The organism is Nocardioides sp. 503 (assembly GCF_004522095.1).
In the GTDB taxonomy this organism is placed as follows: domain Bacteria; phylum Actinomycetota; class Actinomycetes; order Propionibacteriales; family Nocardioidaceae; genus Nocardioides.
In genome coordinates, this window is sequence record NZ_SPUI01000002.1 from 957,437 (window position 1) to 984,234 (window position 26,798).

At 72.4% G+C, this 26,798-nt stretch carries 27 protein-coding genes; 17 read left to right on the plus strand and 10 right to left on the minus strand.

The window, feature by feature from the left end:
• Positions 1-68 precede the first annotated feature (68 nt).
• Positions 69-1,229, plus strand: a complete 1,161-nt coding sequence (locus tag E4622_RS05630) for a phospholipase D-like domain-containing protein (RefSeq protein WP_134739046.1) — start codon at positions 69-71, stop codon at positions 1,227-1,229.
• Positions 1,230-1,327: 98 nt separating this feature from the next.
• On the opposite strand, the gene E4622_RS05635 is transcribed toward E4622_RS05630, so the two are convergent.
• Positions 1,328-2,491 carry a steroid 3-ketoacyl-CoA thiolase gene (locus tag E4622_RS05635; RefSeq protein WP_134739047.1) on the minus strand — a complete coding sequence of 388 codons (1,164 nt, stop codon included), beginning with the start codon at positions 2,489-2,491 and terminating at the stop codon, positions 1,328-1,330.
• Positions 2,492-2,649: 158 nt separating this feature from the next.
• On the opposite strand from E4622_RS05635, the gene E4622_RS05640 reads away from it, so the two are divergent.
• Positions 2,650-3,891 carry a cytochrome P450 gene (locus E4622_RS05640; RefSeq protein ID WP_134739048.1) on the plus strand — a complete coding sequence of 414 codons (1,242 nt, stop codon included), beginning with the start codon at positions 2,650-2,652 and terminating at the stop codon, positions 3,889-3,891.
• A 163-nt stretch (positions 3,892-4,054) separates the two neighbouring features.
• Complete coding sequence (gene recQ / locus E4622_RS05645) at positions 4,055-5,878, plus strand: DNA helicase RecQ (RefSeq protein ID WP_134739049.1); 1,824 nt, start codon at positions 4,055-4,057, stop codon at positions 5,876-5,878.
• Here recQ and map read toward each other — a convergent pair.
• Positions 5,862-6,629: a type I methionyl aminopeptidase gene (map, locus tag E4622_RS05650; RefSeq protein WP_134739050.1), complete on the minus strand. Its 768-nt coding sequence runs from the start codon at positions 6,627-6,629 to the stop codon at positions 5,862-5,864. The two genes, recQ and map, sit on opposite strands and share 17 nt — an antisense overlap.
• A 92-nt stretch (positions 6,630-6,721) precedes the next feature.
• Between map and E4622_RS05655 the strand changes: the two genes are divergently transcribed.
• Genes E4622_RS05655 through E4622_RS05665 form a run of 3 tightly spaced genes read left to right on the plus strand, consistent with a single transcriptional unit; the run spans position 6,722 to position 8,717 of the window.
• Complete coding sequence (locus E4622_RS05655; RefSeq protein WP_134739051.1) at positions 6,722-7,342, plus strand: ATP-dependent Clp protease proteolytic subunit; 621 nt, start codon at positions 6,722-6,724, stop codon at positions 7,340-7,342.
• The gene (locus E4622_RS05660) at positions 7,339-7,947 is read left to right on the plus strand and encodes an ATP-dependent Clp protease proteolytic subunit (RefSeq protein ID WP_134739052.1); all 609 of its coding nucleotides are present in this window, start codon (positions 7,339-7,341) and stop codon (positions 7,945-7,947) included. The genes E4622_RS05655 and E4622_RS05660 overlap by 4 nt, the downstream gene beginning before the upstream one ends.
• Positions 7,944-8,717, plus strand: coding sequence for a maleylpyruvate isomerase family mycothiol-dependent enzyme (locus tag E4622_RS05665; protein WP_134739053.1), 774 nt, complete (start codon positions 7,944-7,946; stop codon positions 8,715-8,717). The genes E4622_RS05660 and E4622_RS05665 overlap by 4 nt, the downstream gene beginning before the upstream one ends.
• Here the strand turns inward: E4622_RS05665 and E4622_RS05670 are convergent.
• Genes E4622_RS05670 through E4622_RS05685 form a run of 4 tightly spaced genes read right to left on the minus strand, consistent with a single transcriptional unit; the run spans position 8,714 to position 12,298 of the window.
• Positions 8,714-9,028 (minus strand): helix-turn-helix transcriptional regulator, encoded by a 315-nt coding sequence (locus tag E4622_RS05670; RefSeq protein WP_134739054.1) that lies wholly within the window; start codon positions 9,026-9,028, stop codon positions 8,714-8,716. The two genes, E4622_RS05665 and E4622_RS05670, sit on opposite strands and share 4 nt — an antisense overlap.
• Positions 9,029-9,087: 59 nt before the next feature.
• Entirely contained in the window at positions 9,088-10,251 is a 1,164-nt protein-coding gene (locus E4622_RS05675) for a thiolase domain-containing protein (protein ID WP_134739055.1), read from the minus strand.
• Positions 10,251-11,318, minus strand: a complete 1,068-nt coding sequence (locus E4622_RS05680; protein ID WP_134739056.1) for a thiolase domain-containing protein — start codon at positions 11,316-11,318, stop codon at positions 10,251-10,253. The genes E4622_RS05675 and E4622_RS05680 overlap by 1 nt, the downstream gene beginning before the upstream one ends.
• A gap of 8 nt (positions 11,319-11,326) precedes the next feature.
• Positions 11,327-12,298 (minus strand): OB-fold nucleic acid binding domain-containing protein, encoded by a 972-nt coding sequence (locus E4622_RS05685; protein ID WP_134739057.1) that lies wholly within the window; start codon positions 12,296-12,298, stop codon positions 11,327-11,329.
• A 58-nt stretch (positions 12,299-12,356) separates the two neighbouring features.
• Between E4622_RS05685 and E4622_RS05690 the strand changes: the two genes are divergently transcribed.
• From E4622_RS05690 to E4622_RS05725, 8 genes are all read left to right on the plus strand, one after another.
• The gene (locus E4622_RS05690) at positions 12,357-13,400 is read left to right on the plus strand and encodes an LLM class F420-dependent oxidoreductase (RefSeq protein ID WP_134739058.1); all 1,044 of its coding nucleotides are present in this window, start codon (positions 12,357-12,359) and stop codon (positions 13,398-13,400) included.
• 4 nt (positions 13,401-13,404) lie between these two features.
• Positions 13,405-13,797 carry a DUF2237 domain-containing protein gene (locus E4622_RS05695; protein ID WP_134739059.1) on the plus strand — a complete coding sequence of 131 codons (393 nt, stop codon included), beginning with the start codon at positions 13,405-13,407 and terminating at the stop codon, positions 13,795-13,797.
• Positions 13,798-13,881: 84 nt separating this feature from the next.
• Positions 13,882-14,910: an Atu2307/SP_0267 family LLM class monooxygenase gene (locus tag E4622_RS05700; protein ID WP_134739060.1), complete on the plus strand. Its 1,029-nt coding sequence runs from the start codon at positions 13,882-13,884 to the stop codon at positions 14,908-14,910.
• Between the two features lie 27 nt (positions 14,911-14,937).
• Positions 14,938-15,963 carry a hypothetical protein gene (locus tag E4622_RS05705; protein WP_134739061.1) on the plus strand — a complete coding sequence of 342 codons (1,026 nt, stop codon included), beginning with the start codon at positions 14,938-14,940 and terminating at the stop codon, positions 15,961-15,963.
• A gap of 76 nt (positions 15,964-16,039) precedes the next feature.
• Positions 16,040-16,414 carry a hypothetical protein gene (locus E4622_RS05710; RefSeq protein WP_134739062.1) on the plus strand — a complete coding sequence of 125 codons (375 nt, stop codon included), beginning with the start codon at positions 16,040-16,042 and terminating at the stop codon, positions 16,412-16,414.
• A gap of 38 nt (positions 16,415-16,452) precedes the next feature.
• Complete coding sequence (locus E4622_RS05715; protein ID WP_209021794.1) at positions 16,453-17,328, plus strand: alpha/beta hydrolase; 876 nt, start codon at positions 16,453-16,455, stop codon at positions 17,326-17,328.
• Between the two features lie 43 nt (positions 17,329-17,371).
• Positions 17,372-18,754: an NAD(P)-binding protein gene (locus E4622_RS05720; protein WP_134739063.1), complete on the plus strand. Its 1,383-nt coding sequence runs from the start codon at positions 17,372-17,374 to the stop codon at positions 18,752-18,754.
• A 38-nt stretch (positions 18,755-18,792) separates the two neighbouring features.
• Complete coding sequence (locus E4622_RS05725; protein WP_134739064.1) at positions 18,793-19,641, plus strand: hypothetical protein; 849 nt, start codon at positions 18,793-18,795, stop codon at positions 19,639-19,641.
• On the opposite strand, the gene E4622_RS05730 is transcribed toward E4622_RS05725, so the two are convergent.
• Together E4622_RS05730 and E4622_RS05735 are read right to left on the minus strand one after the other, a co-directional pair.
• Positions 19,638-20,687 (minus strand): LLM class flavin-dependent oxidoreductase, encoded by a 1,050-nt coding sequence (locus E4622_RS05730; RefSeq protein ID WP_134739065.1) that lies wholly within the window; start codon positions 20,685-20,687, stop codon positions 19,638-19,640. The genes E4622_RS05725 and E4622_RS05730 overlap by 4 nt on opposite strands.
• 51 nt (positions 20,688-20,738) lie before the next feature.
• Positions 20,739-21,065 (minus strand): YciI family protein, encoded by a 327-nt coding sequence (locus E4622_RS05735; RefSeq protein WP_134739438.1) that lies wholly within the window; start codon positions 21,063-21,065, stop codon positions 20,739-20,741.
• Between the two features lie 148 nt (positions 21,066-21,213).
• Between E4622_RS05735 and E4622_RS05740 the strand changes: the two genes are divergently transcribed.
• The 3 genes from E4622_RS05740 (at position 21,214) to E4622_RS05750 (ending at position 25,483) form a co-directional block, all read left to right on the plus strand.
• Entirely contained in the window at positions 21,214-22,599 is a 1,386-nt protein-coding gene (locus tag E4622_RS05740) for a serine hydrolase domain-containing protein (protein ID WP_134739066.1), read from the plus strand.
• A 63-nt stretch (positions 22,600-22,662) separates the two neighbouring features.
• Complete coding sequence (fadD8, locus tag E4622_RS05745) at positions 22,663-24,267, plus strand: fatty-acid--CoA ligase FadD8 (protein ID WP_209021795.1); 1,605 nt, start codon at positions 22,663-22,665, stop codon at positions 24,265-24,267.
• A complete protein-coding gene (locus tag E4622_RS05750) occupies positions 24,260-25,483 on the plus strand; it encodes a hypothetical protein (protein ID WP_134739067.1) in 1,224 nt (407 codons plus the stop codon). Before fadD8 ends, E4622_RS05750 begins: the two co-directional genes overlap by 8 nt.
• Here the strand turns inward: E4622_RS05750 and E4622_RS05755 are convergent.
• Positions 25,470-26,039 (minus strand): LemA family protein, encoded by a 570-nt coding sequence (locus tag E4622_RS05755; protein WP_134739068.1) that lies wholly within the window; start codon positions 26,037-26,039, stop codon positions 25,470-25,472. The two genes, E4622_RS05750 and E4622_RS05755, sit on opposite strands and share 14 nt — an antisense overlap.
• Complete coding sequence (locus E4622_RS05760) at positions 26,039-26,734, minus strand: DUF3137 domain-containing protein (RefSeq protein ID WP_134739069.1); 696 nt, start codon at positions 26,732-26,734, stop codon at positions 26,039-26,041. Before E4622_RS05760 ends, E4622_RS05755 begins: the two co-directional genes overlap by 1 nt.
• Positions 26,735-26,798 lie beyond the last annotated feature (64 nt).

Genomic DNA, 26,798 nt, shown 5'->3' on the forward strand with positions numbered 1-26,798 from the left:
GCTCGGCCGGGCGGTTCCGCTCCGCGCCGCCGCGTTTGACCGGACCAAGGCCGGGGCACACCCACGGCATGTCCCGACACCTCGCGCGCCGCGCCGCGGCCGTCTCCGCCCTCTCCGTCGCTCTGGGCCTGAGCTCCGTGGCTGCCTCGCCCGCGCCGGCCGCCCCCGGCGCACCGACCGTCTCCGCGTCGGCCTCGGCGGTGTACTCGCCCACGGCGCGGTCCCTGTTCGGGCGCCCGGGCGCCAACGGGATCCGCTCCGCGGTCCTGTCCAACATCGCCAACGCCCCCGGTGGATCAGTGATCCTCGGCAACACCTGGACGTTCACCGACGTGTCGATCGCCCAGGCCCTCGCCTCGGCCCAGGCGCGCGGCGTCCGGGTGCGCGTGCTGGTCGCGGCCACGACCTGGGACAGCGAGGCGGTCGAGTACCTCCGGGAGCGGCTGCGCGACGGCTCCTACATCAAGAAGAGCCTCGGCGCCGCGCGGAAGGCGACGGCCTCCACCTCGGCGGGAGCCATGCACCAGAAGTCCTGGCTGTTCAGCCGGACCGGGACGAAGAGGTTCGTGTCGATCGTGACGTCGGCCAACGCGACCGACAGCGCCAACGAGACCCAGTACAACGACGGCTACCAGTTCGTCGACTACCCCGAGGTCTACTCGGCGATCCAGTCGAAGTTCTACGAGCAGGTCAAGCGCGTCAAGCACTCCTCGCCGTTCGACCACGTCAGGATCGGCAAGATCACCGCGCTCACGTTCAGCCCGTGGGACAAGCCGACGATGCCCGACCCCGTCGTCCGGCGGATCCGCGGGATCCCCGCAGCCGGCGCCGAGATCCGCGTGGCCAATGCCGCGTTCTACGGCCGTCGTGGGGAGGCGATCGCCCGTGCGCTCGCGGCCAAGAAGGCGAAGGGCGCCAAGGTGTGGGTGCTGTGCGGCCGGCCGTTCGGCGCGGGGGTGAGGCGCATCCTGCGAGCCGCGAAGATCCCGATGCAGAACGCCTACTGGACCCAGGGCACCTCGACCACGGACGACGACCACTACCTCCACAGCAAGATGATGACCGCCAAGTACCGCGCCAAGGGCAAGACCCAGTGGCGGGTATGGACCGGCTCGGAGAACTGGAGCGCCGACGCCACCGCCGCCGACGAGCTCGTCGCCATGGTCGGCGCCGGGCGGGCCTACTCCGACCACGTCGCGTACTTCACGTCCGTGTGGAAGCTGAAGTAGGGCGGTCGGTGCAGCGCCCGGCGGGCGGGAGACCGCGCCGAGGGTTGGCGACGAGTCGGTGAACGGTCGCGCCTGACCGACGAAAGTGGGCGCCGCGCTCAGATCCGCTCGACGACCGTGCCGGTCGCCATGGCGCCGCCGGCACACATCGAGATCAGCGCCGTCGTCCGGTCGCGGCGCTCGAGCTCGTGCAGGGCGGTGGTGATGAGGCGCGTGCCGGTGGAGCCGACCGGGTGTCCGATCGCGATCGCGCCGCCGTTGACGTTGACCTTGTCGAGGTCGACGTGGTGCTGACCGGCCCATGACAGGACGACGGAGGCGAAGGCCTCGTTGACCTCGAACAGGTCGACGTCGGAGATCGTCATGCCGGTGCGGTCGAGCACCCGCTGCGTCGCCTCGATGGGCCCGTCCAGGTGGTAGTAGGGGTCGGAGCCGACGAGGCAGTGCGTGACGATCCGGGCCCGCGGGGTCAGGCCCAGCGACCGCGCCTTGTCCTCGTCCATGAACAGCACGGCGGAGGCGCCGTCGGAGATCTGCGACGAGGTGCCGGCGGTGTGCAGCCCGTCCGGCAGTACGGCGCGCAGCTGGGCAAGGCCCTCGAGCGTGGTGTCGCGCAGCCCCTGGTCGGTGTCCACCAGCCGGGTCTCCCCGGTGGCCGCGCCCTCGGCGTCGAGCACGGGTGCCTCGAGCGGGGCGATCTCCCGCTTGAAGCGGCCCTCGTCGGTGGCCACGCGCGCCTTCTGCTGGGAGGCCAGCCCGAACGCCTCGAGGTCCTCGCGGGTCAGCCCCCGGTTGCGGGCGATCCGGTCGGCCGCCTCGAACTGGTTGGGCAGGTCGATCGTCCAGTCCTCGGGGCGCGGGTCGCCCATCCCAGCCGGGACGTTGGCGCCCAGCGGGATGCGCGACATCGACTCCACGCCGCAGGCGATCCCGACGTCGATCGTGCCGGCGGCGATCATGTCGTGCACCAGGTGGGCCGACTGCTGGCCCGAGCCGCACTGGGCGTCGATCGCGGTGGCGCCGGTGCGCTGGGCCAGGCCGGCGTGCAGCCAGGCGCGCCGCACCATGTCGTTGGACTGCTCCCCGGCCTGGGTCACGCACCCTCCGACGACCTGGTCGACGAGCTCGGAGTCCACGCCGGCGCGGCGCAGCACCTCGGCCTGGGCGAAGCCGAGCAGCACCGCCGGGTGCACGCCGGCCAGCCAGCCCCTCCGCTTGCCGAGAGGGGTGCGGACGGCGTCGACGATCACGGGGGTGCCCATGGCCCAAAACTAGAACACGTTCTTGTTGCCGACAAGGGCCGGGGTGCCGACCGTCGCGATCGGGCACGCGAAACGGGCACGAAAGGCTTTCCGGATATACCGAGAGTATGTAGTCTCGCCGAGGTAGAACGTGTTCCACATCTGAGAGGCGACCCACCGTGACCGCAACCGACGTGATCCCCGACGGCTTCGACTTCACCGATCCCGACGTCAACCTCCGGGGCGTCCCGCACGACGAGTTCCGCATCGCGCGCCGGAGCTCCCCGGTGCACTGGGTCGAGCAGGACCCCGAGATGACGAGCGGGTTCGCCGAGGAGTCCGGCTCGGGCTACTTCGCGATCACCCGGCACGAGGACGTCACCACCATCTCCAAGGACAGCAAGAACTGGTCGACCGCCGAGAACGGCGCGATCATCCGGTTCCCCGGCGCGATGCTGCGCGAGCAGATCGAGCTGCAGCGGGTGATCCTGATCAACCAGGACCCGCCGGAGCACACCGCGACCCGCGCGATCATCTCCCGCGGCTTCACGCCGCGCTCGATCAACGAGCTCGAGGAGACGATGATCGCGCGCGGGGAGGGCATCGTGAAGGCCGCCGTCGAGCGCGGCACGGGCAACTTCGTCGAGGAGATCGCGGCCGAGCTGCCGCTCCAGGCGATCGCCGACCTGATCGGCGTGCCCCAAGAGGACCGACACAAGCTCTTCGACTGGTCCAACCAGATGCTGGCCGGCGAGGACCCGGACTTCGCGGGCAACCAGGACGTCGCCGCGGCCGAGATCCTCGGCTACGCGATGATGCTCGCGGCCGACCGCAAGGAGAACCCGCGCGACGACCTGATCACCAAGCTGATCAACGCGCACAAGGGCGAGCGCGGCCTCAACGACGACGAGTTCGGCTACTTCGTGATCCTGCTGGCCGTGGCCGGCAACGAGACCACCCGCAACGCCATCTCGCACGGCATGAACGCCTTCCTCGACAACCCCGACCAGTGGGAGATCTGGAAGCGCGACCGTCCGGCCACCATGGTCGACGAGGTCGTGCGCTGGGCGACACCGGTCAACGTCTTCCAGCGCACCGCGCTCGACGACGTCGAGGTCGACGGCGTGACGATCAGGAAGGGGCAGCGCGCGGCGCTCTTCTACGCCGCCGCCAACTTCGACGACACCGTCTTCGAGGACCCCTTCCGCTTCGACATCACCCGCGACAACAACGTCCAGGTCGGCTTCGGCGGCCACGGCGCGCACTACTGCCTCGGTGCCAACCTCGCCCGCCAGGAGATCCGGGTGATCTTCAACGCGCTGGCCGACCACGCCCCGGACATCGCCAAGCTCGCCGAGCCGGTGCGCCTGCGTCACTCCTGGGTCAACGGCCTCAAGGAGCTCCAGGTCAGGTACGCATGATCGGGGACGCGTCAGCGGACCCGATCGTCGGTGGTCGAGCAGCGACCACGACCGAGCCTGCGAGGTCGTGACGGAGCGTGTCGAGACCTGGTGAGCCGACGCCGTGCCTCAGCCAGGGGGTCGCATGGACGGGGTGAGGGCGGGGCACGGCACGATGGTCGTCATGAGTGACGTGCAGACACCGAGCCAGGTGCTGAGCACGGTCTTCGGCTACGAGTCCTTCCGGGGCGAGCAGGCCGAGATCATCGACACGCTGGTCGCCGGCGGCGACGCCCTGGTGCTGATGCCGACCGGTGGCGGCAAGTCGCTGTGCTACCAGATCCCCGCGCTGGTCCGCGAGGGCACCGGCGTGGTCATCTCGCCGCTGATCGCGCTGATGGCCGACCAGGTCGACGCGCTGGACGCGCTCGGCGTGCGGGCGGCGTTCCTCAACTCCACGCAGACCCTGCCCGAGCGGCGCGCCGTCGAGGCGGCGTACGTCGCCGGCGAGCTCGACCTGCTCTACCTCGCGCCCGAGCGGCTCTCCGTGCCCGACACCCTCTCGCTGCTCGACCGCGGCACGGTCTCGCTGTTCGCGATCGACGAGGCCCACTGCGTGTCCTCGTGGGGACACGACTTCCGCCCCGACTACCTCATGCTCGACGTGCTGGGCCGGCGCTGGCCGGGCGTGCCGCGCGTCGCGCTGACCGCCACGGCCACCGACGCGACCCGCCGCGAGATGGTCACCCGGCTCGGCCTCGCCGACGCGCGGCAGTTCGTCTCCAGCTTCGACCGGCCCAACATCGAGTACCGCATCGTCGGCAAGGACAACCCGCGCAGTCAGCTGCTCCACCTGCTCCGCACCGAGCACGCCGGCGACTCCGGCATCGTCTACTGCCTCTCGCGCAAGTCGGTCGAGCAGACGGCGACCTACCTCACGGCCAACGGCATCCCGGCCCTGCCCTACCACGCCGGCCTGGACGCGCGGGTGCGCGCCGACCACCAGCGCCGCTTCCTGCGCGAGCCCGCGCTGGTCATCACCGCCACGATCGCCTTCGGCATGGGCATCGACAAGCCCGACGTGCGGTTCGTGGCCCACCTCGACCTGCCCAAGTCCGTCGAGGGCTACTACCAGGAGACCGGCCGTGCGGGCCGCGACGGGCAGCCCGCGACCGCCTGGCTGGCCTACGGCCTGGCCGACGTCGTGCAGCAGCGCAAGATGATCGACACCTCCGAGGGTGACGCCGCCCACCGACGGCGCCTGGGCCAGCACCTCGACGCGATGCTCGCGCTGTGCGAGACCGCCGAGTGCCGCCGGGTGCAGCTGCTGGCCTACTTCGGCCAGGACGGCGAGCCCTGCGGCAACTGCGACACCTGCCTGACCCCGCCCGCGACCTTCGACGGGACCGTCCCGGCGCAGAAGCTGCTCTCCGCGGTGGTGCGGCTCGCGCAGCGCGGCCAGCGCTACGGCGCGGGGCACGTCATCGACATCCTGCTGGGCAAGGACACGCCCCGCGTCTCCTCCCTGGAGCACCACACGCTCACCGTCTACGGCATCGGGACCGAGCTCGACGAGGCCGGGTGGCGCGGCGTCGTGCGCCAGCTCCTGGCGCAGCGGCTGCTCACCGTCGGCACCGACGGCTACGGCACCCTCGAGCTCACCGAGGAGTCCAACGCCGTGCTGCGCGGCGAGCGCACCGTCGCGCTGCGCACCGAGACCCGGGCGCCGGCCCGGCAGCGCAAGGCGTCGCGCTCGAAGGCCGCCGACACCGTCCCGCTGGACGCGCCCGGCGAGGAGCTCTTCGAGCGGCTGCGCGCCTGGCGGGCGTCGACGGCCAAGGAGGCCGGGCTCCCGGCGTACGTCGTCTTCCACGACGCCACGCTGCGCAGCGTGGCGGCGGCGACCCCGGCGTCGCTGGACGAGCTCGCCACGATCTCGGGGATCGGGGCGGGCAAGCTGGACAAGTGGGGCGCCCAGCTCCTCGAGGTGGTCAGCCCCGGGCGGTGAGGACCAGCGGGCCGTCGTCGGTGACGGCGATGGTGTGCTCCATGTGGGCGCCGCGCGAGCCGTCCTGGCTCTTGATCGTCCAGCCGTCCTTGTCGATGTAGATCTCGTCGGTCGTGTGCAGGAACCACGGCTCGATCGCGATGACCAGGCCGGCGCGCAGCTTGAGGCCGCGGCCGGCGCGGCCGTCGTTGGCGATGTGCGGGTCGCCGTGCATCGTGCGGCCCACGCCGTGCCCGCCGAACTGCAGGTTGACGCGCAGACCGGCCTCGCGGGCGACGTCGCCGATGGCTGCCGAGATGTCGCCGGTGCGGTTGCCGACGGTCGCCGCGGCGATCCCGGCGGCGAGGGCGCGGTCGGTGGTGGCGATCAGGTCCAGGTCCTCCTGCCGCGGCGTCCCGACGACCACGGACAGTGCGGAGTCGGCCACCCAGCCGTCGACGCTCGCGGCGAAGTCGACCGAGAGCAGGTCGCCGTCCTGGAGCACGTAGTCGTGGGGGAGGCCGTGCAGCACGGCCTCGTTGACCGAGGTGCACAGCACCTTGCCGAAGGGCATCGCGCCGAACGACGGGTGGTAGTCGATGTAGCAGGACTCCGCGCCCTGGGCGCGGATCATGTCGTGCGCCATCGCGTCGAGCTCGAGCAGGTTGACCCCCACGTCCGCCTTCTCGGCCAGCGCGCTGATCACCGAGGCCACGAAGCGCCCGGCGGGTCGCATCTGCTCGATCTGGGTGGGGGTACGGAGCTCGATCACTCTGGCAGCCTACGGAGTCCTGCCGCTCTGGGCAGAACCGCCCTGAGCGGAATCCCTGGGTCGCAGCCCGTGCGCCGGACAGGCTGGCGGGCATGACCTCCCCCCTGATCGGCCCCATGACCGGCTCCTACGACGACCAGCTCACCGGCCGCCTCCTCCAGCAGCGGATCATCGTGCTCGGGCAGGAGGTGGACGACGTGATCGCCCACCGCCTGTGCGCCGAGCTGCTCCTGCTCTCGGCCGAGGACCCGCACCGCGACATCAGCCTCTACATCAACTCGCCGGGCGGCTCGGTGTCGGCCGGCCTGGCGATCTACGACACGATGCGGCTGGTCCCCAACGACGTCAGCACGCTGGCCATGGGCCTGGCGGCGAGCATGGGCCAGTTCCTGCTGTCCGCGGGCACGCCGGGCAAGCGCTACGCCCTGCCGCACTCCCGGGTGCTGATGCACCAGGGGTCGGCCGGCATCGGCGGCACCGCGATCGACATCGAGATCCAGGCCGACAACCTCGAGCACACCAAGAACGTGATGATGGGGCTGATCGCCGAGCACACGGGCCAGCCGGTGGGGAAGGTCGAGCGCGACGCGCTGCGCGACCGGTGGTTCACCGCCGAGCAGGCGCGCGAGTACGGCTTCGTCGACCAGGTGGTGACCGACCTCGAGGCCGTCACCCCGGCCCGCGGCACCGCGAGCTTCGGGATCTCGCGATGAGCGGCTACACGATCCCCAGCGTCGTGGAGAAGACCCCGCGCGGCGAGCGGGCCGTCGACATCTACAGCCGGCTGCTCAGCGACCGGATCGTCTACGTCGGCACCGAGATCGACGACGGCGTGGCCAACGTGGTCATCGCCCAGCTGCTGCACCTGGAGTCCGACCGGCCCGACACCCAGATCGACCTGTACCTCAACTCCCCGGGCGGCTCGGTCACCGCGACCCTGGCCATCTACGACACCATGCAGTTCATCCACTCGCCGGTCGGGACGACGTGCGTCGGGCAGGCCGCCTCGTCGGCGGCGCTGCTGCTCGCGGGCGGGGCTCCCGGGCGGCGCACGGTCCTGCCGCGCTCGCGGGTCGTGCTGCACCAGCCGTCGGGCGGGGGACAGGGCACGCTCCCGGACCTGGCCCTGCAGGCCAAGGAGATCGTGCGCCTGCGCTCGGAGATGGAGCAGGTGCTGGCCCGCCACAGCGGCCAGAGCATCGAGCGGCTGCGCGAGGACACCGAGCGGGACCTGGTCCTGACCGCCGAGGCGGCGGTGGCCTACGGCCTGGCCGACGCGGTCCTCGGCAGCCGCAAGCCGACTAGTCTCGAAGGATGACCGACCTCCTCGCCCGTACCGTCACCTCCCTGCGCCACCAGCACGGCCAGCTGGCCGCCGCCGTGCCCCAGCTGGGCGAGGACCAGCTCACCGGGCCCAGCGGTGCCGCGGAGTGGACCGTCGCCGACGTGCTCTCCCACCTCGGCAGCGGCGCGGAGATCACCCGCGCCACCATCCTGGCCTCGGTGCAGGAGAGCGCCGAGATGCCCGACAACCAGGCGATCTGGGACCGGTGGAACGCCGCCACCCCGCGCGACCAGGCCGCCGACTTCGTCGACCACGACGACCGGTTGGTGGAGCTGCTCGAGGGCTTCTCCGACACCGAGCGCGCCTCGATGCGCATCGACATGGGCTTCCTGCCCGAGCCGGTCCCGCTGCTGGTCGCCGCGGCCATGCGCCTCAACGAGGTCAGCGCCCACCAGTGGGACGTCGCTGCCGGACTGGACCCGGCCGCGGGCATGGACCCCGAGGCCGCCGACCTGCTCCTCGACCTGTACGCCGGTCCGCTCGCCTTCCTGCTGGGCTACTCCAGCAAGCCCGACCAGCTCTCCGAGCGGGTGGAGCTGGGGGTCGACGAGCGGGCGATCGTCGTCGACGACACCGTGACGGTGGGACCGGCCACCGCGCCGACTGCGACCCTCACCGGCGCCCCCGAGGCGGCCGTGCGGCTGCTGTCCGGCCGGCTGCGTCCGCCGTACACCCCGGAGGGGCTCGAGGTCACCGGAAACGTGACGCTCGACCAGCTGCGCCAGGTGTTCCCGGGCTACTAGGCGGCCAGGCAGACCGGACCGCTGGGGCGCGCGATCTGTCGCGTCACGCGGGCGGTGAGGTCGACCAGCCGCAGCCCGAGAGCACCGGCCACGGCCGAGAGGACCTCCGAGCTCGGCTCCTTGCGTCCGCGCTCCACCTCGGAGAGGTACTGCGTCGAGACGCCGGCCTCGCCCGCCACGTCGGCCAGGGTGCGGCCGTCCGCGGTGCGCTGCTCGCGCAGCTCGCGGCCCACGGCCTCGCGCCAGAGCGGCTCGACCGGCGAGGGCTCGACGGCCCGGGTCGACGTGCGGAACGCGATCAGCTCACCCATGACCCGAGCGTAGGGCCGGGTCGCGGCCCCGTCCGCGCTGTTCGCGGCGGGCGAACGGCTCAGCTGCTCGGCTTCTCCGAGCCGACGACCCACATCGCGAAGAACTGCGAGCCGCCGCCGTAGGCGTGGCCGAGCGCCCGCCGGGCGCCGTCGACCTGGTGCTCGCCGGCTGCGCCGCGCACCTGGAGCGCGGCCTCGCCGAAGCGCAGCATCCCCGAGGCGCCGATCGGGTTGGACGACAGCACGCCGCCCGAGCAGTTGACCGGCAGCCGTCCGGTCATCGCGGTCTCGCCCGACTCGGTGAGCTGCCAGCCCTCGCCCTCCCCGGCGAAGCCCAGGCTCTCCAGCCACATCGGCTCGAACCACGAGAACGGCACGTAGATCTCGGCGGCGTCGATCTCCGCGAACGGGTCGGTGATGCCGGCCTGCTTCCACAGGTACGCCGCGGCGTCGCGCGAGGCCTGCGGGTTGACCTGGTCGCGCTCGGCGGCGGAGGTCGACTCCGAGCGCATGACGGTGCCGTGGATCCAGGCCGGGTTGGGCGAGGCCTTCGCGGTGTCCTCGTCCACGATCACCAGCGCGCAGGCGCCGTCGGAGGACGGGCAGGTCTCGTCGTAGCGGATCGGGTCCCACAGCATCGTGGAGGCCAGGACGGACTCGACGGTGGTGCCCTCGTTGTGGAGGTGGGCGTAGGGGTTCTTGAGCGCGTTGTTGCGGTCCTTGGCGGCCACGATCGCGCCCACGTGCGTGGGGGCGCCCGAGCGGCGGATGTAGGAGCGCACGTGCGGCGCGAAGTAGCCGCCGGCCCCGGCGTGCACGGGCATGTTGAACGGCAGCGGCACCGACAGCGCCCACATGGCGTTGGACTCCGACTGCTTCTCGTAGGCCACCGTGAGCACCCGCTTGTGCACCCCCGACTGCACGAGCGAGGCGGCGACGATCGCGGTCGACCCGCCCACCGAGCCTGCGGTGTGGACCCGCAGGAGCGGCTTGCCGGCGGCTCCCAGCGACTCCGCGAGGAACAGCTCGGGCATCATGACGCCCTCGAACAGGTCCGGCGCCTTGCCGACGACGATCGCGTCGATGTCGTCCAACGTGAGGTTCGCGTCGAGCAGGGCCCGGTCAATGGCCTCGCGGCACAGGCCGGCCATGGACACGTCCTGGCGCTTGGCGCGGTGGTGGGTCTGGCCGATGCCGACCACGGCCGCAGGCTGCTTGGCCATCAGAGGCCGTCCTTTCCGGTGCTGGAGTCCAGGACACACAGGAGGTTCTGCTGAAGAGCCGCCCCGGAGGTCGCGTGGCCGACGCCCTTGGAGATCTCGCCGGACCAGATCCGGCGGGCGGTCTCGCCGACCCTGATCCCGCCGCCGGAGAACATCGGGTTGCTCGTGAGCGCGCCGCCCGACGGGTTGATGCGGACGTCGTCGGCCAGGCCGAGCTCGCGGCGCAGGATCAGCTCCTGGTGGCTGAACGGCGCGTGCAGCTCGGCCACCTCGACGCCGGTGAGGTCGACGGCGGCGGCGGCGTCGGCCGCGCTGGGGGAGCGCGTCAGGTCGCGGTTGGAGAGGCTGGAGGGGTCCACGAAGTGCGACAGCCCGGTGATCCAGGCCGGCCGGTCGCGTACCTCGCGCGCTCTGTCACCCGCGGCCAGCACCAGGGCGGCGACCCCGTCGGTGACCGGTGCGCAGTCGTGCTTGCGCAGCGGGTCGGCGTACATCGGTCGGGCGAGGAGCTCCTCGACCGACGAGCCGCCCTTGCGGATCGAGTGCTCGTTCTGCTCGGCGTCGGTCAGCGAGCGCTGGGCGACCTCGGCCATCGCCCGCTCGTCCCAGACGCCGGCGTCGATCCCGGCGCGGGCCTGGAGCCCGGCGAGCGACACGGTGTCGGGCCACAGCGGCGTCATCGTGTAGGGGTCCAGCTGCAGGGCGAGGGTGCGTCGCAGCACGCCGGCCGAGCTCTTGCCGAACGCGTAGACCAGCGCCGTGTCGACCTCGCCGGTCTGGATCTTGATCCAGGCCTCGTACATCGCCCAGGCCAGGTCCATCTCGACGTGCGACTCGTTGACCGGCGGCGTCACGCCGATGGCGTCGACCGCCTGCACGAAGGAGAACGAGCGGCCGGCGAGGTAGTCGGAGGAGCCGGAGCACCAGAACCCCACGTCGCGCCGCGTCCAGCCGGTCTGCTCGTAGCACTCGGCGAGGATCGGGACCAGCATCTCGACGCAGGTCGGGGACCCGTCGAAGTCCGGCAGCTGCTGCTGGGCGAACCCGACGACGGCAACGTCTCTCATCATCGTCCTTAGAGGTGGCGCTTGTAGGTGTCGTAGTCCGCGTCCGGCTCGTCCGTCGGCGCGAAGTGGTCGATGTTCTCCAGGGAGTAGGCCCACTCCTCGCGGGGCTTCCACACGGCCTTCACCCGCATCCCCATCCGCACCTCGTCGGCGGGCACGCCGAGGATGAGGTGGAGCAGCGCGATGTCGGCGCCGTCGAGCAGCACGTAGGCCGAGACGTACGGCGGGGCGATCTTCTGGCCGAGGAACGGCACGTTGACGATGCAGAACGTCGTGATGGTGCCGGCGCCGCTGAGCTCGATCTCGCCCTCGGTCGGCGTCCCGTCGGTCGGGCACGCGCTGCGGGGCGGCACGTAGACCTTGTGGCACGAAGGGCAGCGCTGGCCGAGGATCCGGCCCTCGTCGAGGCCCCGGTAGAACGTCGACTCCTCCGGGGAGGCGGCGTAGATGTAGTCGAGCGACACCGGCGTCACCACGCCGGCGACGGGCTCGGTGGTCGAGGGGTTTCGAGACGGTTGCTGCGCAACCTCCTCAACCCCCGGCCGGTCGAGAGGCTCGAACGCAGCGATGTCGTTGATGTGGCCGACGCGCTCCGCGGCCCAGCGGACCCGCACCCGCATGCCGGTGCTGATGTCGTCGGGGGAGGCCACGTCGACGGCGTGGAAGAGCGGCCGCGTGGCGCCGTCCAGGGTGACGAGGGCGAAGGCGAAGGGCCGGCCGAAGGGCTGGCCGGCCACCGGCTCGGGCACCCAGGTCCACGACGTCACGGTGCCGACGTCGGCGACCTCGACGAAGTCGGCGGTCTGCTCGTGGGTCACGGGGTCGTACTCCAGGGGCGGCACCACCACCTCGCCCGCCGACGTGCGGCCGCCGACGACCACCTTGTCGCGCAGGCCGGTGAGGAAGCGACCGAGCACCGGCCCGGTCGATCGGGTGTAGTCGAAGGCGACGGTGACGGGCGCTGACAGAGTGCGTGTCATGGTGCGAAAGTGAAACACGTTCTAGATTTGGGAGCAAGCGTTCTGCGAGGGTGTTCCCATGAAACTTGGTTTGCAGCTGGGCTACTGGGGCGCGCAGCCGCCGACGGGCACGGCGGAGCTGGTCGCCGCCGCGGAGGACGCCGGGTTCGACGCGATCTTCACCGCCGAGGCCTGGGGCTCGGACGCCTTCACCCCTCTGGCGTGGTGGGGCCGGGAGACCTCGCGCGTGCGGCTGGGGACCTCGATCGTGCAGATGTCCGGCAGGTCCCCGACGTCCATCGCGATGCACGCGCTGACGCTCGACCACCTCAGCGGCGGCCGGGTCGTGCTGGGCATGGGCGTCAGCGGCCCGCAGGTCGTCGAGGGCTGGTACGGCCAGCCGTTCTCCAAGCCGCTGGCGCGGACCCGTGAGGTCGTCGACATCATCCGCCAGGTGCTGGCCCGCGAGGAGAAGGTGACCAACGACGGCCCGCACTACCCGCTGCCGTTCACCGGTCCGGGCTCGGTCGGCCTGGGCAAGGCGCTCAAGCCGATCGTGCACCCCCTGCGCGCCGACATCCCGATCTGGCTGGGCGCCGAGGGCCCCAAGAACGTCGCCCAGACGGCCGAGATCGCCGACGGCTGGATCCCGATCTTCTACACGCCGCGCTCGGCCGGCATGTACCAGCCGTGGCTCGACGAGGGCTTCGCGCGACCCGGCGCCCGGCGTACGCGGGCGGACTTCGAGATCGCCGCCACCTGCCACGTCCAGGTCGTGTCCGGCGCCGAGGAGAAGGCGGCCGTCATCGCCGCGATGAAGCCGGTCGTCGCCCTCTACATGGGCGGCATGGGCGCCAAGGACCAGAACTTCCACAAGCAGGTCTTCGAGCGGATGGGCCACGAGGCGCTGGCCGACGAGGTGCAGCGGCTCTACCTCGAGGGGGACAAGGACCGTGCGGTCGCGCTGATCCCCGACGAGCTGGTCGACGACATGCACATCATCGGCACCGCCCCGGAGGTCAAGGAGCGGGCGGCGCAGTGGGAGGAGACCGGCGTGACGACGCTGCTGCTCAGCTGCCGCGACGCCGCCGAGGTGCGCACGATCGCGGAGGTACTAGCCTGACCACGTGGCCGACCGCAACGTCCTGGGCGAGGAGCTGCAGGAGTGCGGCACCGACCCGGTCACCGGCTTCTACCGCGACGGGTTCTGCAGCACCGGCCCCGAGGACCTCGGCAGCCACACCATCTGCGCGGTCGTGACCGCGGACTTCCTCGAGCACCAGCGCAGCATCGGCAACGACCTGTCGACCCCGATGCCCGTCTACGGCTTCGCGGGCCTGACGCCGGGGGACCGCTGGTGCGTCACCGCCGTCAACTGGGCCCGCGCGTACGACGCCGGCCACGCCTCCCACGTCGTGCTGGCCGCGACCCACGAGGCGGTCCTGGCGATCGTGCCGCTCGACGTGCTGCAGCGGCACGCCGTCGACGTGCCGGGTGACCTGAGCGGACTCGACGGGTAGCTCTCCTGGAATGCCCCACCGACCACGGTGGTTGAAGCATCAACAAGGTCCGGCACCCGTCCGGCCCCGAGCGGAAGGTCTTCCATGCACATCGGCGTCGACAGCTTCGTCTCCACGGTCACCGACCCCCGGACCGGCAAGGTCGTCGGTCCGGCCGAGCGCATGGAGCACCTGCTCGAGGAGATCGCGCTGGCCGACCGATCGGGCCTCTACTCCTTCGGCATCGGCGAGCACCACCGCAGCGAGTACTACGACTCCGCCCCGCCGGTGATCCTCGCCGCCGCGGCCGCCCGCACCGAGCGGATCCGCCTCGGCAGCGCGGTCGCCGTCCTGAGCGCCACCGACCCGGTCCGCCTGTTCCAGCAGTTCGCGACCCTCGACCTGATCTCGAAGGGCCGCATCGACCTGGTGGTCGGCCGCGGCTCGTTCACCGAGGCGTTCCCGCTCTTCGGCCTGGACCTGGCCGACTACGACTCGCTCTTCACCGAGAAGCTCGAGCTGCTGCTCCAGATCCGCGACCAGGAGGAGGTCACCTGGTCCGGGAAGCACCGGCCGCCGCTGGTGCGCCAGCGCGTCTACCCGCGCCCGGTCCAGGACCCGCTCCCGATCTGGGTCGGCGTCGGCGGCACGCCGGAGTCGTTCGCCCGCGCCGGCTTCCTGGGTCTGCCGCTGATGGTCGCGATCATCGGCGGGGAGCCGCGCCAGTTCGGTCCGCTCGTGGACCTCTACCGCCGCGCCGGCGCGCAGGCCGGCCACGCGCCCGAGAAGCTCCAGGTGGGTCTGCACGTCTTCGGCTTCGTCGCCGAGAGCACCAAGGCCGCGAGCGACACGATCTACCCGGGCTGGGAGGAGATGTTCCGCAAGGTCTCGCGCGAGCGCGGCTTCGCGCCGCCCACCCGGGCGCAGTTCAACGCGACCTCGGGCCCCGACGGAGCCTTCTTCATGGGCGACCCGGACACCGTGGCCACCAAGATCCGCCGCGTCGCCGACCAGCTGGGCGGCGTCGACCGGCTCTCGCTGCAGATGACCAACCCGCGGCTGGCGCACGAGGACCTGCTGCGCGGCATCGAGCTGCTCGGCACCGAGGTCGCCCCGCTGGTCGCGGACGTCTAGGCCACCGCGGTCCCGTACGGTCGTGCCGTGTCCACCAGTGCCGCGGCAGGCTCCCTCGCCCAGCAGCTCCTCGACGCCCAGGTCGCCTTCCACCTCGACCGGCTGAGCGGCGACCGGCTCGCGGCGAAGGTCGCCGACCTGGCGCAGGACGCCCTCGACGCGGCCGGCCAGCACGCGATCGGCGACCTGGTGGAGGTGCAGGCCGTCAAGGACATCGTGACCCGCGCGCTGGGCACGGTCCCGGGCAGCGCGGCCGTGAGCGGCTTCGTGGAGCTCGCCACCGAGGTGCTCGCCGACGGCCCGGCCGAGCCGTACCCGCTCGGCGAGCTCGTCGACCGCGACCAGGTCGCCGGTCTCCTCGACGAGGTGCTGGCGCTCACGCCCGCCCTCGAGCGGGGACTGGAGCGGCTGACCGCGAGCCCGCTGGTGGGCACGATGGCCTCGCGGTTCATGGCCCGCATCGTGGGGGAGGTCCTCCAGGCCAACAAGGCGGTGGCCGACAAGGTGCCCGGCCTGGGCTCGCTGATGTCCTTCGGCACCAGCGCCGCGTCCCGGGTGATGGGTGCGGCCGACAAGCAGTTCGAGGGCCTCATCGGCGACACGATGGGCAAGGGCGGAACCTTCGCCGTACGCCGTCTCAACCGGATCGTCGTGGAGACCCTGCGTGACCCCACGACCCGCGAGGCCGTCCTGCAGGTGTGGGACCTCGCCGCCGCGCAGCCGGTCTCCGGGCTGGGCGAGGAGGCCCGTGAGGAGCTGTCCGGGGTCGTCACGGCCGGGCACGAGCTCCTCGTCACCACCCTGGCGCACGAGCAGGTCGCCCGGCTGGGCGAGGTGGTCGTCGACGGGTTCTTCGAGCGCTTCGGCGGCTACACGCCGACCGAGCTCCTCGACGAGCTCGACCTGAGCCGCGAGCACCTGGTCGCCGACCTGGTCCGGATCGCCCCGGGCGTCGTCGACGCCCTGCGCGAGACCGGCGACCTCGAGCGCCTGCTGCGCGAGCAGCTCGAGCCGTTCTACGCCTCGGCGGAGGTCCGGGACCTGCTCGGCTGACCTGGCTCGCGGATCTGCACGGAACCTCCACACGTCCTCCCCACGACGCGACCGGTCGCGCGCCTAGCGTCGGCCCATGACCACGATCCAGGACACCACCTCGACCTCCCACCGCCGGCTCGGCCTCGCGCTGGCCGGGCTGACCGCCCTGTTCCTGGTGCTCGGCATCGGTGCGCTGGGCATCCTCGGCCCGGGCGGCCGTCCCGACCGCGTGTACGTCGCCGTGCTGGCCGTCCTCGTCGTCGGTGTGGCGGTCTCCCGCCTCCGGCCGCCCGCCCTGGCGCTCGCCCTCGCCGCGACCGCGGCGACCCAGGTGCTGGTCACGGCGGTCGCCCTCCTGGGCGGTCTGCCCCCCGAGGGCTCCTCGACCCTCGACATCGTCGGCGTCAACGCGATGTACACGGGCCTGTGGGCGCTGTCCGCCTGGCTCGTCCACCCCGTCCGGCGCTGACAGCGATGAGTCGACAGGCCGGTCCCGGTCGACACGGCATGACCATCGCCACCCACGTGCTCGAGACCCCCGAGGTCGACCTCGCCTACGACGTCCGCGGCCCGCTCCCCACCGCAGACGGACGCCGGCCGCTGCTCCTGGTAGGCCAGCCCATGGACGCCGGAGGCTTCGCCACCCTGGCCGCGCTGCTGCCCGACCGGACCGTGGTCACCTACGACCCACGTGGCCTGGGTCGCAGCACCCGCAAGGACGGGCGCACCGACCACGACCCCGAGACGCAGGCGGAGGACCTGCACGCCCTCGTGCAGGCCCTGGGAGGGGGGCCGGTGGACATCTTCGGAAGCAGCGGCGGCGCCGTGAGCGCCCTGGCCCTCGTGACGGCGCACCCCGACGACGTCGCCGTCCTGGTCGCCCACGAGCCGCCCCTCATCCCCGTCCTCCCGGACGCGGCCGCCGCCGAGCGTGCCCGCGTGCAGGTGCGCGACGCCTACGAGGCCCACGGCCGGGGCGCCGGCATGGCGGCGTTCATGACGCTGTCCTCCTGGCAGGGCGAGTACACCGACGACTACTTCGCGCAGCCCGCCGCGGATCCGGCGGCGTTCGGCATGCCCGCCGAGGACGACGGCAGCCGCGACGACCCGCTGCTCTCCGACGTCTCCTGGGCGGTCAGCAGCTACCGCCCCGACGTCGGCGCGCTGCTCGCCGCGCCGACCCGCCTCGTGGTCGCCGTGGGGGAGGAGTCGGCAGGGGTGTTCACGGGCCGCACGTCGGTCGCCGCCGCTGAGCGGCTCGGTCAGCAGGTCACGGTCTTCCCCAGCCACCACGGTGGTTTCCTCGGCGGCGAGCACGGCTACGCCGGTCAGCCCGAGGCCTTCGCGGCCCGGCTCCGCGCCGTGCTCGACGGCGACGACTGAGGGTCCGGCCGGGCGCGCCGACCCGGCGTGGTTGGCTGGAGCCATGACGCGCCGGGTCGAGGCCGACTACCTCGTGGTGGGGGCCGGGGCCAGCGGCATGGCCTTCGCCGATGCCCTGGTGGACCACGCCGACGTACGAGTGGCCCTGGTCGACCGCCGCCCGGAGGTCGGCGGCCACTGGCGGGGGGCCTACCCGTTCGTGCGCCTGCACCAGGCGTCGTCGTTCTACGGCGTCGCCTCGACGGTCCTGGGCGGTGGCCGGATCCAGCAGGACGGACCCGAGGCCGGGCTGCACGAGCGGGCCGACCAGCCCACGATCTGCGCCTACTACGACGAGGTGCTCGAGCGGCTCACGGCCACCGGGCGGGTGGAGCTGCTCGCCGAGCACGACCACCTGGGGGACGGGGTGATCGCCGCCCTCGGGACGGGGGAGCGCCTGGAGGTTCCCGAGCGCTGCCGGGTGGTCGACGCGCGCTACCTCGCACCGGAGATCCCCGCCGAGAGCCCGCCGCGCTTCGCCGTCGCCGACGGCGCCCGGGTCGTGCCCGTCAACGACCTCGTGGGCCTCGAGGAGTCGCCCAGCCAGTACGTCGTCGTCGGCTCCGGCAAGACCGCGACCGACGCCTGCGTCTGGCTGCTGGGCCGCGGGGTCGACCCCGGCGCCATCTGCTGGGTCCGCCCGCGCGACCCCTGGATGCTCAACCGCACCCAGGTCCAGCCCGATCCGGCGGTCTACCTCGGCATGGTCGCGGACATGATGCGCGCCGCCGCCGGGGCCCGCACGCTGCCCGACCTGTTCCTGGAGCTCGAGGAGGCCGGCACCATGCTCCGCGTCGACCGCGCGGTCACCCCGACGATGGCCAAGGCGCCGACGCTCGGCACGTGGGAGCTGGACCTGCTCCGCACGGTCGAGGACGTCGTACGTCGCGGGCACCTCGCCTCGGTCTCGCGCGGTCGCCTGGACTTCGAGGACGGCTCGGTCGCGGTCGCCGACGACGCGCTCGTGGTCAACTGCGCCGCCGACGGGCTCAAGCAGCGCCCGAGGGTGCCGATCTGGGCGCCGGAGGCGATCACGCTCCAGCCGGTCCGCGCGGGCTTCCCCTGCTTCGGCGCCGCGCTGGCCGGCTACGTCGAGGCCACCCGCGACGACGACGCCGAGAAGAACCGACTCTGCCCGCCGTCGTCGTTCGGCAACTCGCTGGCCGACTGGGCCCGGATGAACGTGCTGGGCATGCGCGCCTCGGCGGCGTTCGGCGCCGAGCCCGACATCAGGGCCTGGGCCGACCAGGTCGCGCTCAACCCCGCCCGCATCCCGCCCGGGCATCCCGGGTCGCCGGCGCTCGACGACGCGCTGGCAGCCCTGCAGCGCCACTCCGGGCCCGGGGTCGCCCGGCTGGCCGAGCTGGGCGGGCTGCCCCCGGTCTGAGCCGAGGTGGGCTGCGACGTCCCCCGTAGGATCCGGAGATGGATCTCATCGTGCTGGTGCTCGTGATCGCAGCCGTCGCCGCGGTGGTGCTCGTGACGAGCCGCCGCAGCAAGCAGCAGGAGCTCGAGCGGCAGGACCGCGAGCTCGCGCCGGTCAAGAAGCTGGCCGACGAGGACGTCACCGCGCTCGGCGAGGACCTCCAGCGCCTCGACCTGGAGATGAGCGGCCACGAGCTCGACGAGGGTGCCCGGGCCGACTACCAGCGGGCCCTCGACGCCTACGAGTCGGCCAAGACCGCCGGTGACGCCCTGGCGCGGCCCGAGGACGTCCGGCACGTCACCGAGATCATCGAGGACGGCCGCTACGCCATCGCCTGCGTGCGCGCCCGGGTGCAGGGCGACCCGTTGCCGACGCGGCGCGCCCCCTGCTTCTTCGACCCGCGTCACGGCCCGTCGGTCGCCGACGTGCCGTGGATGCCGCCCGACGGCGTCGAGCGCGACGTGCCGGCCTGTGCCCTCGACGCCGAGCGGGTCCGCGCCGGCGCCGACCCGGACGTGCGCAAGGTGATGGTCGGCGCCCAGCGCGTGCCCTACTACCAGGGCGGCCGCGCCTACGAGCCCTACGCCATGGGCTACTTCGGCGCCTTCGGCCCGATGACCTGGATGTTCATGGGCGGCATGATGTTCGGCGGCTTCGGCGACGGCTTCGGCGGCGACGGCGGGGGAGACGGCGGCGACGGTGGTGACGGCGGCGACGGCGGTGACGGCGGTGACGGCGGCGGGTACGACGGTGGCGACGGCGGTGGCGGCTACGACGGCGGCGGCGACGCGGGCGGCTTCGACGGCGGCGGGTTCGACGGCGGCGGGTTCGACATGGGCGGCTTCTAGAGGCTCGCGTCCTGGGGCGTCCAGCCGAGAGCCGGGCCGAGCCGGGTCGCGATGTCGGTGAGGATCTGCACGTAGTCCTCGTGCGCGAAGGAGAACGGCAGCGCGAACGCGACCTCGTCGACCTCGCGGAAGGCGGCGTGGGTGTAGAGGCGCTCCGCGATCTCCTCGGAGGTGCCGACCAGGTCGGGTGCGAAGAGCAGCCGCCCGGGGCCCTGCGGAGCGGTGGTCCGCGGCAGCCGCGCGGCGGCGTACGCCTCGTACCTCGCGCGCTGCTCGCTGGAGGCGGAGTCGGTGGGGACGACGACCAGGCCCTGCGACACCCGAGCGGCGGCACCGTCCGGGTGGTGCTCGCGGAAGCGTCGCACGTGGGACAGCTGGATCTCGGCGAAGTCGAGGCGCTCGTCCTGGCCGGCCGCCGGCGGCTCGGCCTTCACGACGCTGCTGGTGAGCAGGTTCATGCGGTGCTCGCCCGCCCACTGCGCCGAGCGGAGGCTGGCGCCGCCGTACCAGAGGCGGTCGGCGAGGCCCGCCGAGTGCGGCTGCACCCGGTCGGAGAACTCCTCGATGCCGTCCGTCCCCTGGAAGGGGCTGACCGGCTCGCCCCGGACCATGCGGAGCAGCCGCTCGACCCGCCCGTAGGTGAAGTCCTCCAGGTCGGCGGTGTCGGGGTAGAGCGCCTCGCGGACCTCGTCGTAGCGCATCGGGGGCCCGACGCTCAGGCCCGGGTTGAGCCGTCCGCCCGAGAGCAGGTCGACGGTGGCGAGGTCCTCGGCGAGCCGGAGGGGGTTCTCCCAGCCGAGCGGGATCACCGCGGTGCCGAGCTGGATCCGGCGGGTCCGCTGCGACGCTGCAGCCAGCACGGCCACGGGGGAGGAGATGCCGTACTGCAGGTGCCGGTGCCGCACCCACGCGCTGTCGAAGCCCAGCTGCTCGCCCAGCTCGATCACCCGCAGGGTGGACTCGTGACCGGGTCGCGGGTCGGCGGCGTCGAAGAGTCCGATGGTCAGGAACCCCAGGCTCCGCAGGGGGGTGGACGGGTCCGGCACGGTGGTCCTCTCGAGCGGCGGGTGGCGTCCTCGAGCCTAGCCAGCGGCTCGTCAGCCGAGCAGCGGTCGCAGCTCCACCTTGCGGTGACAGGCGCGCGAGCCCTGCGCGGCGAGCCGCATCGCCACGTCGAGGTCCGGGGCCTCCACGATCCACAGGCCCGCGCAGTACTCCTTGGACTCCACGAACGGCCCGTCGGTGACGAGGCCCCGCCCGTCGCGGTCGTCGATCACCGTGGCGCTGCTGGGCGCGGCCAGGCCGCCGGCGAAGACCCAGTGGCCACCGTCGCGCAGCCGGGCGTTGAACTCGTCGATCGCCGCCATCTCCTCGGGGGTGGCGGAGCCGGTCCTGTCGTCGATCACGGACACCAGGTACTGCATGGTCATCGTCTCCTCGTGCTCGGGGGCGCCCCGTCCGGGCGCCCGCTCACCCCTGCCACGAACGCCGGTGCCCGCATACGACATCACGGACCCCCGGTTGTCCGATCCGACGAACCCGGCGCGCCCGGTCGTTCCTACGCTGACCGGCATGACGACCTACGAGCACGCCGTCGAGTGGCTGGACGCGAACTTCGCCGGCCTGGTGGCCGAGCACGGGGTCCCCGGGGCGTCGGTGGGCGTCCTCGTCGGAGACCGGGTCGCCACGGCCGCGGCCGGCGTCACCAGCCTCGGGACCCGGGTGGAGGTCGACACCGACACGGTCTTCCAGATCGGGTCGATCACGAAGATCTGGACCACCACGCTGGTGATGCAGCTGGTCGACGACGGGCTCCTGGACCTCGACGTGCCGGTCGTCCACTACCTGCCCGAGCTCGTCATCGGCGACATGGCGGCGGCCGAGGTCATCACCACGCGCCACCTGCTGACGCACACCGCCGGCTTCGAGGGTGACGTCTTCACCGACACCGGCCGCGGCTCCGACGCCGTCGAGAGGTACGTCGCCACGCTCGGCGACCTCCCGCAGCTGTTCGCCCCGGGCGCGACGTTCTCCTACAACAACACCGGCTTCGTGGTGCTGGGCAGGCTGGTCGAGGTGCTGCGCGGCCAGCCGTTCGACGAGGCGCTGGTCGAGCGGATCGCGGCTCCCCTGGGGCTGGAGCGCGTGTCTCCGAGCCCCTACGAGGCGATCCGCCACCGGGCCGCTCTCGGCCACGTCGCCGGCGAGGACGGCGCCATGAAGCCGGCCCCGACCTGGGCGCTGGCGCGCTCCAACGCGCCCGCCGGCGCGATGCTCGCGATGACGCCCACCGACCTGCTCGGGTTCGTGCGCGCACACCTGTCCGGCGGCACGGCCGCCGACGGCACCCGCATCCTCAGCGCCGCCTCGGTCGCCGCGATGCAGACCCGGGAGGTCGACCTGCCGCTGCTCTCCGGCATGGCGGAGTCCTGGGGCCTGGGCTGGCACCTCGACGGCTCGGGCGAGGACGCGGTCGTCGCCCACGACGGCGGCACGATCGGCCAGGCGGCGTTCCTGCGGGCCGTCCCCGCCCGCGGGGTGGCCGTCACGGTGCTGACCAACGGCGGCGACTTCTTCGGGCTCTTCGAGGACGTCGTCGCGCGGCTCGTGCGCGACCTCACCGGCGTCGTCCTGCCCGTCCGGCCCACCCCGCCGGCGGAGCCCGAGCAGGTCGACGTGGGGCGCTTCCTGGGCCGCTACTCCGACACCATCTACGACGTCACGGTCACCCAGGACGACGACGGCCGGCTCTGGCTGGACCGGGTCCCCAAGGACATCATCGCCGAGATCGGCGAGCAGCCGGTCCGCTTCGAGCTCGTGCACCTCGAGGACGACTCGTTCATCTCGGTGGAGCCCTTCCACAGCATCCACCCGGTCTTCACGTTCATCGCCGCCGCCGACCCCACCGCACCGGCGGCGTACGTCCACTACGGCCGGGTCGTGGCCCGCGCCGACTGAGGGACACGTCGGCCCGCGTGGTCCACCGTTGCCCGAACCTAGAACAGGTTCTAGTCTGCTCCGGTGAGCGACGACATGCGGACCGGCACCCACAACGGCAACCTGATGGTGGCCGCGCTGAAGCGGCACCGCGACAAGGACGTGATGTACCTCGGCGACACCACCCTCAAGGGGGGCGAGGTCGCCGAGCAGATGTCGCGCTACGTCCAGGCGTTCGAGGCGCTGGGCGCCGGCACGGGCACGACCGCGGCGCTGCTGGCGCTGAACCGGCCGGAGGTGCTGTTCATCCTCGGGGCGGGCCAGACCCAGGGCTACCGCCGCACGTCGCTGCACCCGCTGGGCTCGGCCGACGACCACGCCTACGTCATCAACGACGCAGGCATCACGGCGCTGGTCATCGACCCCTACTTCACCGAGCGGGCCCTCGCCCTGCTCGAGAAGTGCCCGGGGCTGACCAAGGTGCTGACGATCGGCCCGGTGCCCGAGGAGCTGGCGCACGTCGGCGAGGACCTCGTGGCCGCGGCGGCGACGTTCGAGGCGCAGCCGCTGACGGCGAAGGTGCTGCCGCCCGACCACATCGTCTCGATCACCTACACCGGCGGCACGACCGGCAAGCCCAAGGGCGTGATCGGCACGTCCGGGGCCATGGCCACGATGGCGCAGATCCAGCTCGCCGAGTGGGAGTGGCCGGTGGAGCCGCGCTTCCTGATGTGCACCCCGCTGTCGCACGCCGGCGCGGCCTTCTTCGTGCCGACCGTCATCAAGGGCGGCTCGCTCTACGTCCTCCCGCGGTTCGACCCCGCCGAGGTGCTGCGCACGATCGAGGAGCAGCGGATCACCGCCACGATGCTGGTGCCGTCGATGCTGTACGCGCTGATGGACCACCCGGACTCGCACACCCGCGACCTGTCGTCGCTCGAGACCGTCTACTACGGCGCCTCGGCGATCAACCCGGTGCGGCTCAAGGAGGCGATCGAGCGGTTCGGCCCGATCTTCGCCCAGTACTACGGCCAGTCCGAGGCCCCGATGGTGATCACCTACCTCGCCAAGGCCGACCACGTGGTCCCGACGTCCTCTCCCGACGAGGTGCCCGCCCGGCTGTCGTCGTGCGGTCGCCCGTCGGCGTTCATCCGCACCGCGCTGCTCGGCGAGGACGGCCAGCCGGTGCCGGTGGGGGAGCCGGGCGAGATCTGCGTGGCCGGGTCGCTGCTGTCGGCCGGCTACTGGAACCTGCCTGACGAGACCGCCGAGACCTTCCGCGACGGCTGGATGCACACCGGCGACGTGGCCCGCGAGGACGAGGACGGCTTCTGGTACATCGTCGACCGCACCAAGGACATGATCGTCACCGGCGGGTTCAACGTGTTCCCCCGTGAGGTCGAGGACGTCATCGCCGAGCACCCGGCGATCGCCCAGGTCGGGGTCATCGGCACGCCCGACGAGAAGTGGGGCGAGGCCGTCACCGCGATCGTCGTCCTGCGCCCCGGCACGGAGCTGACGGGCGAGGTCGAGGCCGAGATCAAGCAGATGGTCAAGGACCGCAAGGGTGCGGTCATGTCGCCCAAGCAGGTCATCGCCACCGAGGCCCTGCCCCTCACCGGGCTCGGCAAGCCGGACAAGAAGGCCCTGCGCGCCCAGTACTGGACCGGCGAGCGCTCCGTTGGCTAGCCGCTACGCCTCGCTCAGCCGCGAGGAGCTCGCGACGCTGGTGCCCGAGCTGCTGCTCATCGGTCAGCTCATCGACCGCTCCGGCATGGCGTGGTGCATCTCGGCGTGGGGCCGCGAGGAGATGGCGCAGGTCGCGATCGAGGAGTGGTCGGGCGCCTCGCCGATCTACACGCGGCGCATGCAGGACGCGCTGGGCTACCGCGGCACCGACGTCGTCACGATCTTCAAGGGCCTCCAGCTCGACATCGGCGCGCCGCCGCAGTTCATGGACTTCCGCTACACCGTCCACGACCCGTGGCACGGCGAGTTCCACCTCGACCACTGCGGCGCGCTGATGGACGTCGAGCCGATGGGGGAGTCCTACGTCGTGTCGATGTGCCACGACATCGAGGACCCCACCTTCGACGCCACCGCCGTGGCCACCAACGCCAGGGCGCAGGTGCGCCCCGTGCACCGGCCCCCGCGGTCCTCGCCGGAGCAGCACCCGCACTGCCGCTGGACGGTCACCATCGACGAGTCGTTCCCGCCGGTGCAGCCGCTGGCGGCGTACCACCATGTCGCGGCGACGCGCGCTGCCACCGTCGAGCTCGACCCGATCGACAACGCGGACGACGGCATGGCCGACTACTCAGGCCCGCTGCTCTCCGACCTCGACTTCGCCGACTTCTCCCACTCGGCCCTGGTGCGGATCGCCGACGAGGTGTGCCTGCAGATGCACCTGCTCAACCTGTCCTTCGAGCACGCCGTGCGCGCCCGGTCGACCGACGAGGAGCAGGCGCGCGAGATCTGCACCAAGCAGCTCGTCGGCATCGCCGGCATCGCGGCCGAGCGCCTGCACCGCGCCCTCGGCCTGCCCGACGGCGTCGAGGGGGCGATGCGCGTGCTCGCGCTGCACCCGCTGCTCAACCCGGCGGCCTACCACCAGGCGGAGGTGGGGGAGTCGAGCGTGACCGTCGGTCCCTCCGCGGCGTCGGTCGACGGGGGCTGGGCCGCGCTCGTCGGGCCGGGCCGGCCCGAGCCGCTGCAGGCGCTGGTCCGTGCCGTCGACCCTCACCTGGACGTGGAGGTCTCGGGGACCCCGGAGACCTACACCGCCCACGTCGTACGGCGTGAGGTCGCCGCCCGCGAGGCCGGCGAGGTCGCGGTGACGCGGTTCAGCACCGGGGCGGCGTTCGAGTTCCAGCCGCGCCGCTCGCTGCCGATCACGCCGGTCTGACCGGAGGAGCGGTGCGGGCCGCCTGGTCGTGCAGCTCGAAGAAGTCGCGGGCCGCGAAGTCGAACATCCCGGCCACGACGTTGGAGGGGAAGGTCCGCACGCGGGTGTTGTAGGCGCGGACGTTGCCGTTGTAGAAGCGGCGGGCGGCGGCGATCCGGTCCTCGGTGTTGGTCAGCTCGTGCTGGAGCTGGAGGAAGCCCTGGTTGGCCCTGAGGTCGGGGTAGGCCTCGGTCCGCACCAGCACCGAGGCGAGCGCGCCTCCGAGGCTGTCCTCGTAGCCCTGCCGCTGCGCCGGCTGCTCGCGGGAGTGGGCGGCCGCCGCCTCGCGGGCCGCGACGAGCTGCTGGAGCAGCGCCTGCTCGTGGGCGGCGTAGCCCCGGACGGTCTCGACGAGGTTGGGGATCAGGTCGTGGCGGCGGGTCAGCTCGACGTCGATGCCGCCCCACGACTCGTCCACGAGGGTGCGCTGGCGCACGAAGCGGTTGTACATGACCACGAGGCTCAGCACGAGGACGAGCACCAGCGCGATGGCGAGGACGAGCAGGACGGCCAGCATCACTGCCCCCGCAGCGTGCGCCACACGTGCTCGGGGATGCGGTCCAGGATCGCGTCCATCACCGCCAGGGTGGCGTCGACCTCGTGCGGCGCGTGGTGGCCGGAGCGCACGACGAGCATCGAGTCGCCCTCGAGCCGCCAGCCGAGCGCGGGCCACTGCAGCAGCATCTGCATCATCTGCGGGTGCAGCACGTCCGAGGCGAAGCGCCGGTCGTGCGCGGTCACGGTGAAGGCCCGGTTGAAGTCCTCCGACTCCAGCTCGATGTCGCGGTTGGTGAGCCGGCCGAAGAAGCGGCCCACCGCGCCCTCGGGGGACACCGCCAGCGGGGGGACGAGGACACCGAGGTTCATCGCGACGACCGAGTAGCGGTGCGTGGTGGTGGTGCGGTTGTCCCCGGACCCGCTGGTGGTCGTGTAGGAGTAGTCGAAGGCCACCATCGGGCGCTCGCCGTGGGCGCCGTAGAGGCAGTTGCGCGCGCTCCGGCTGCTGCCGGTGCCGAACGGCGTCCCGTTGAAGCGACCCACGAGGCTCTGGTCGCCCTGGCGGTAGACCCACCCCCGCGCCGCCGCGAACGCCGCCAGGCCCTCGCGCCGCTTCTTGGCCTGCTGGTAGCCGACGACGACCAGCACGACCATCAGGGCGAGGAACGCGAGGAAGAGCAGCAGGAAGCCGCCACCGAAGAGGGCCGAGGACACCGCAGCAGGGTAGAGGAGGCGTCGCGGGGCTCCGGTGACGCTCATGACGGGTCGCGTGGAAAAC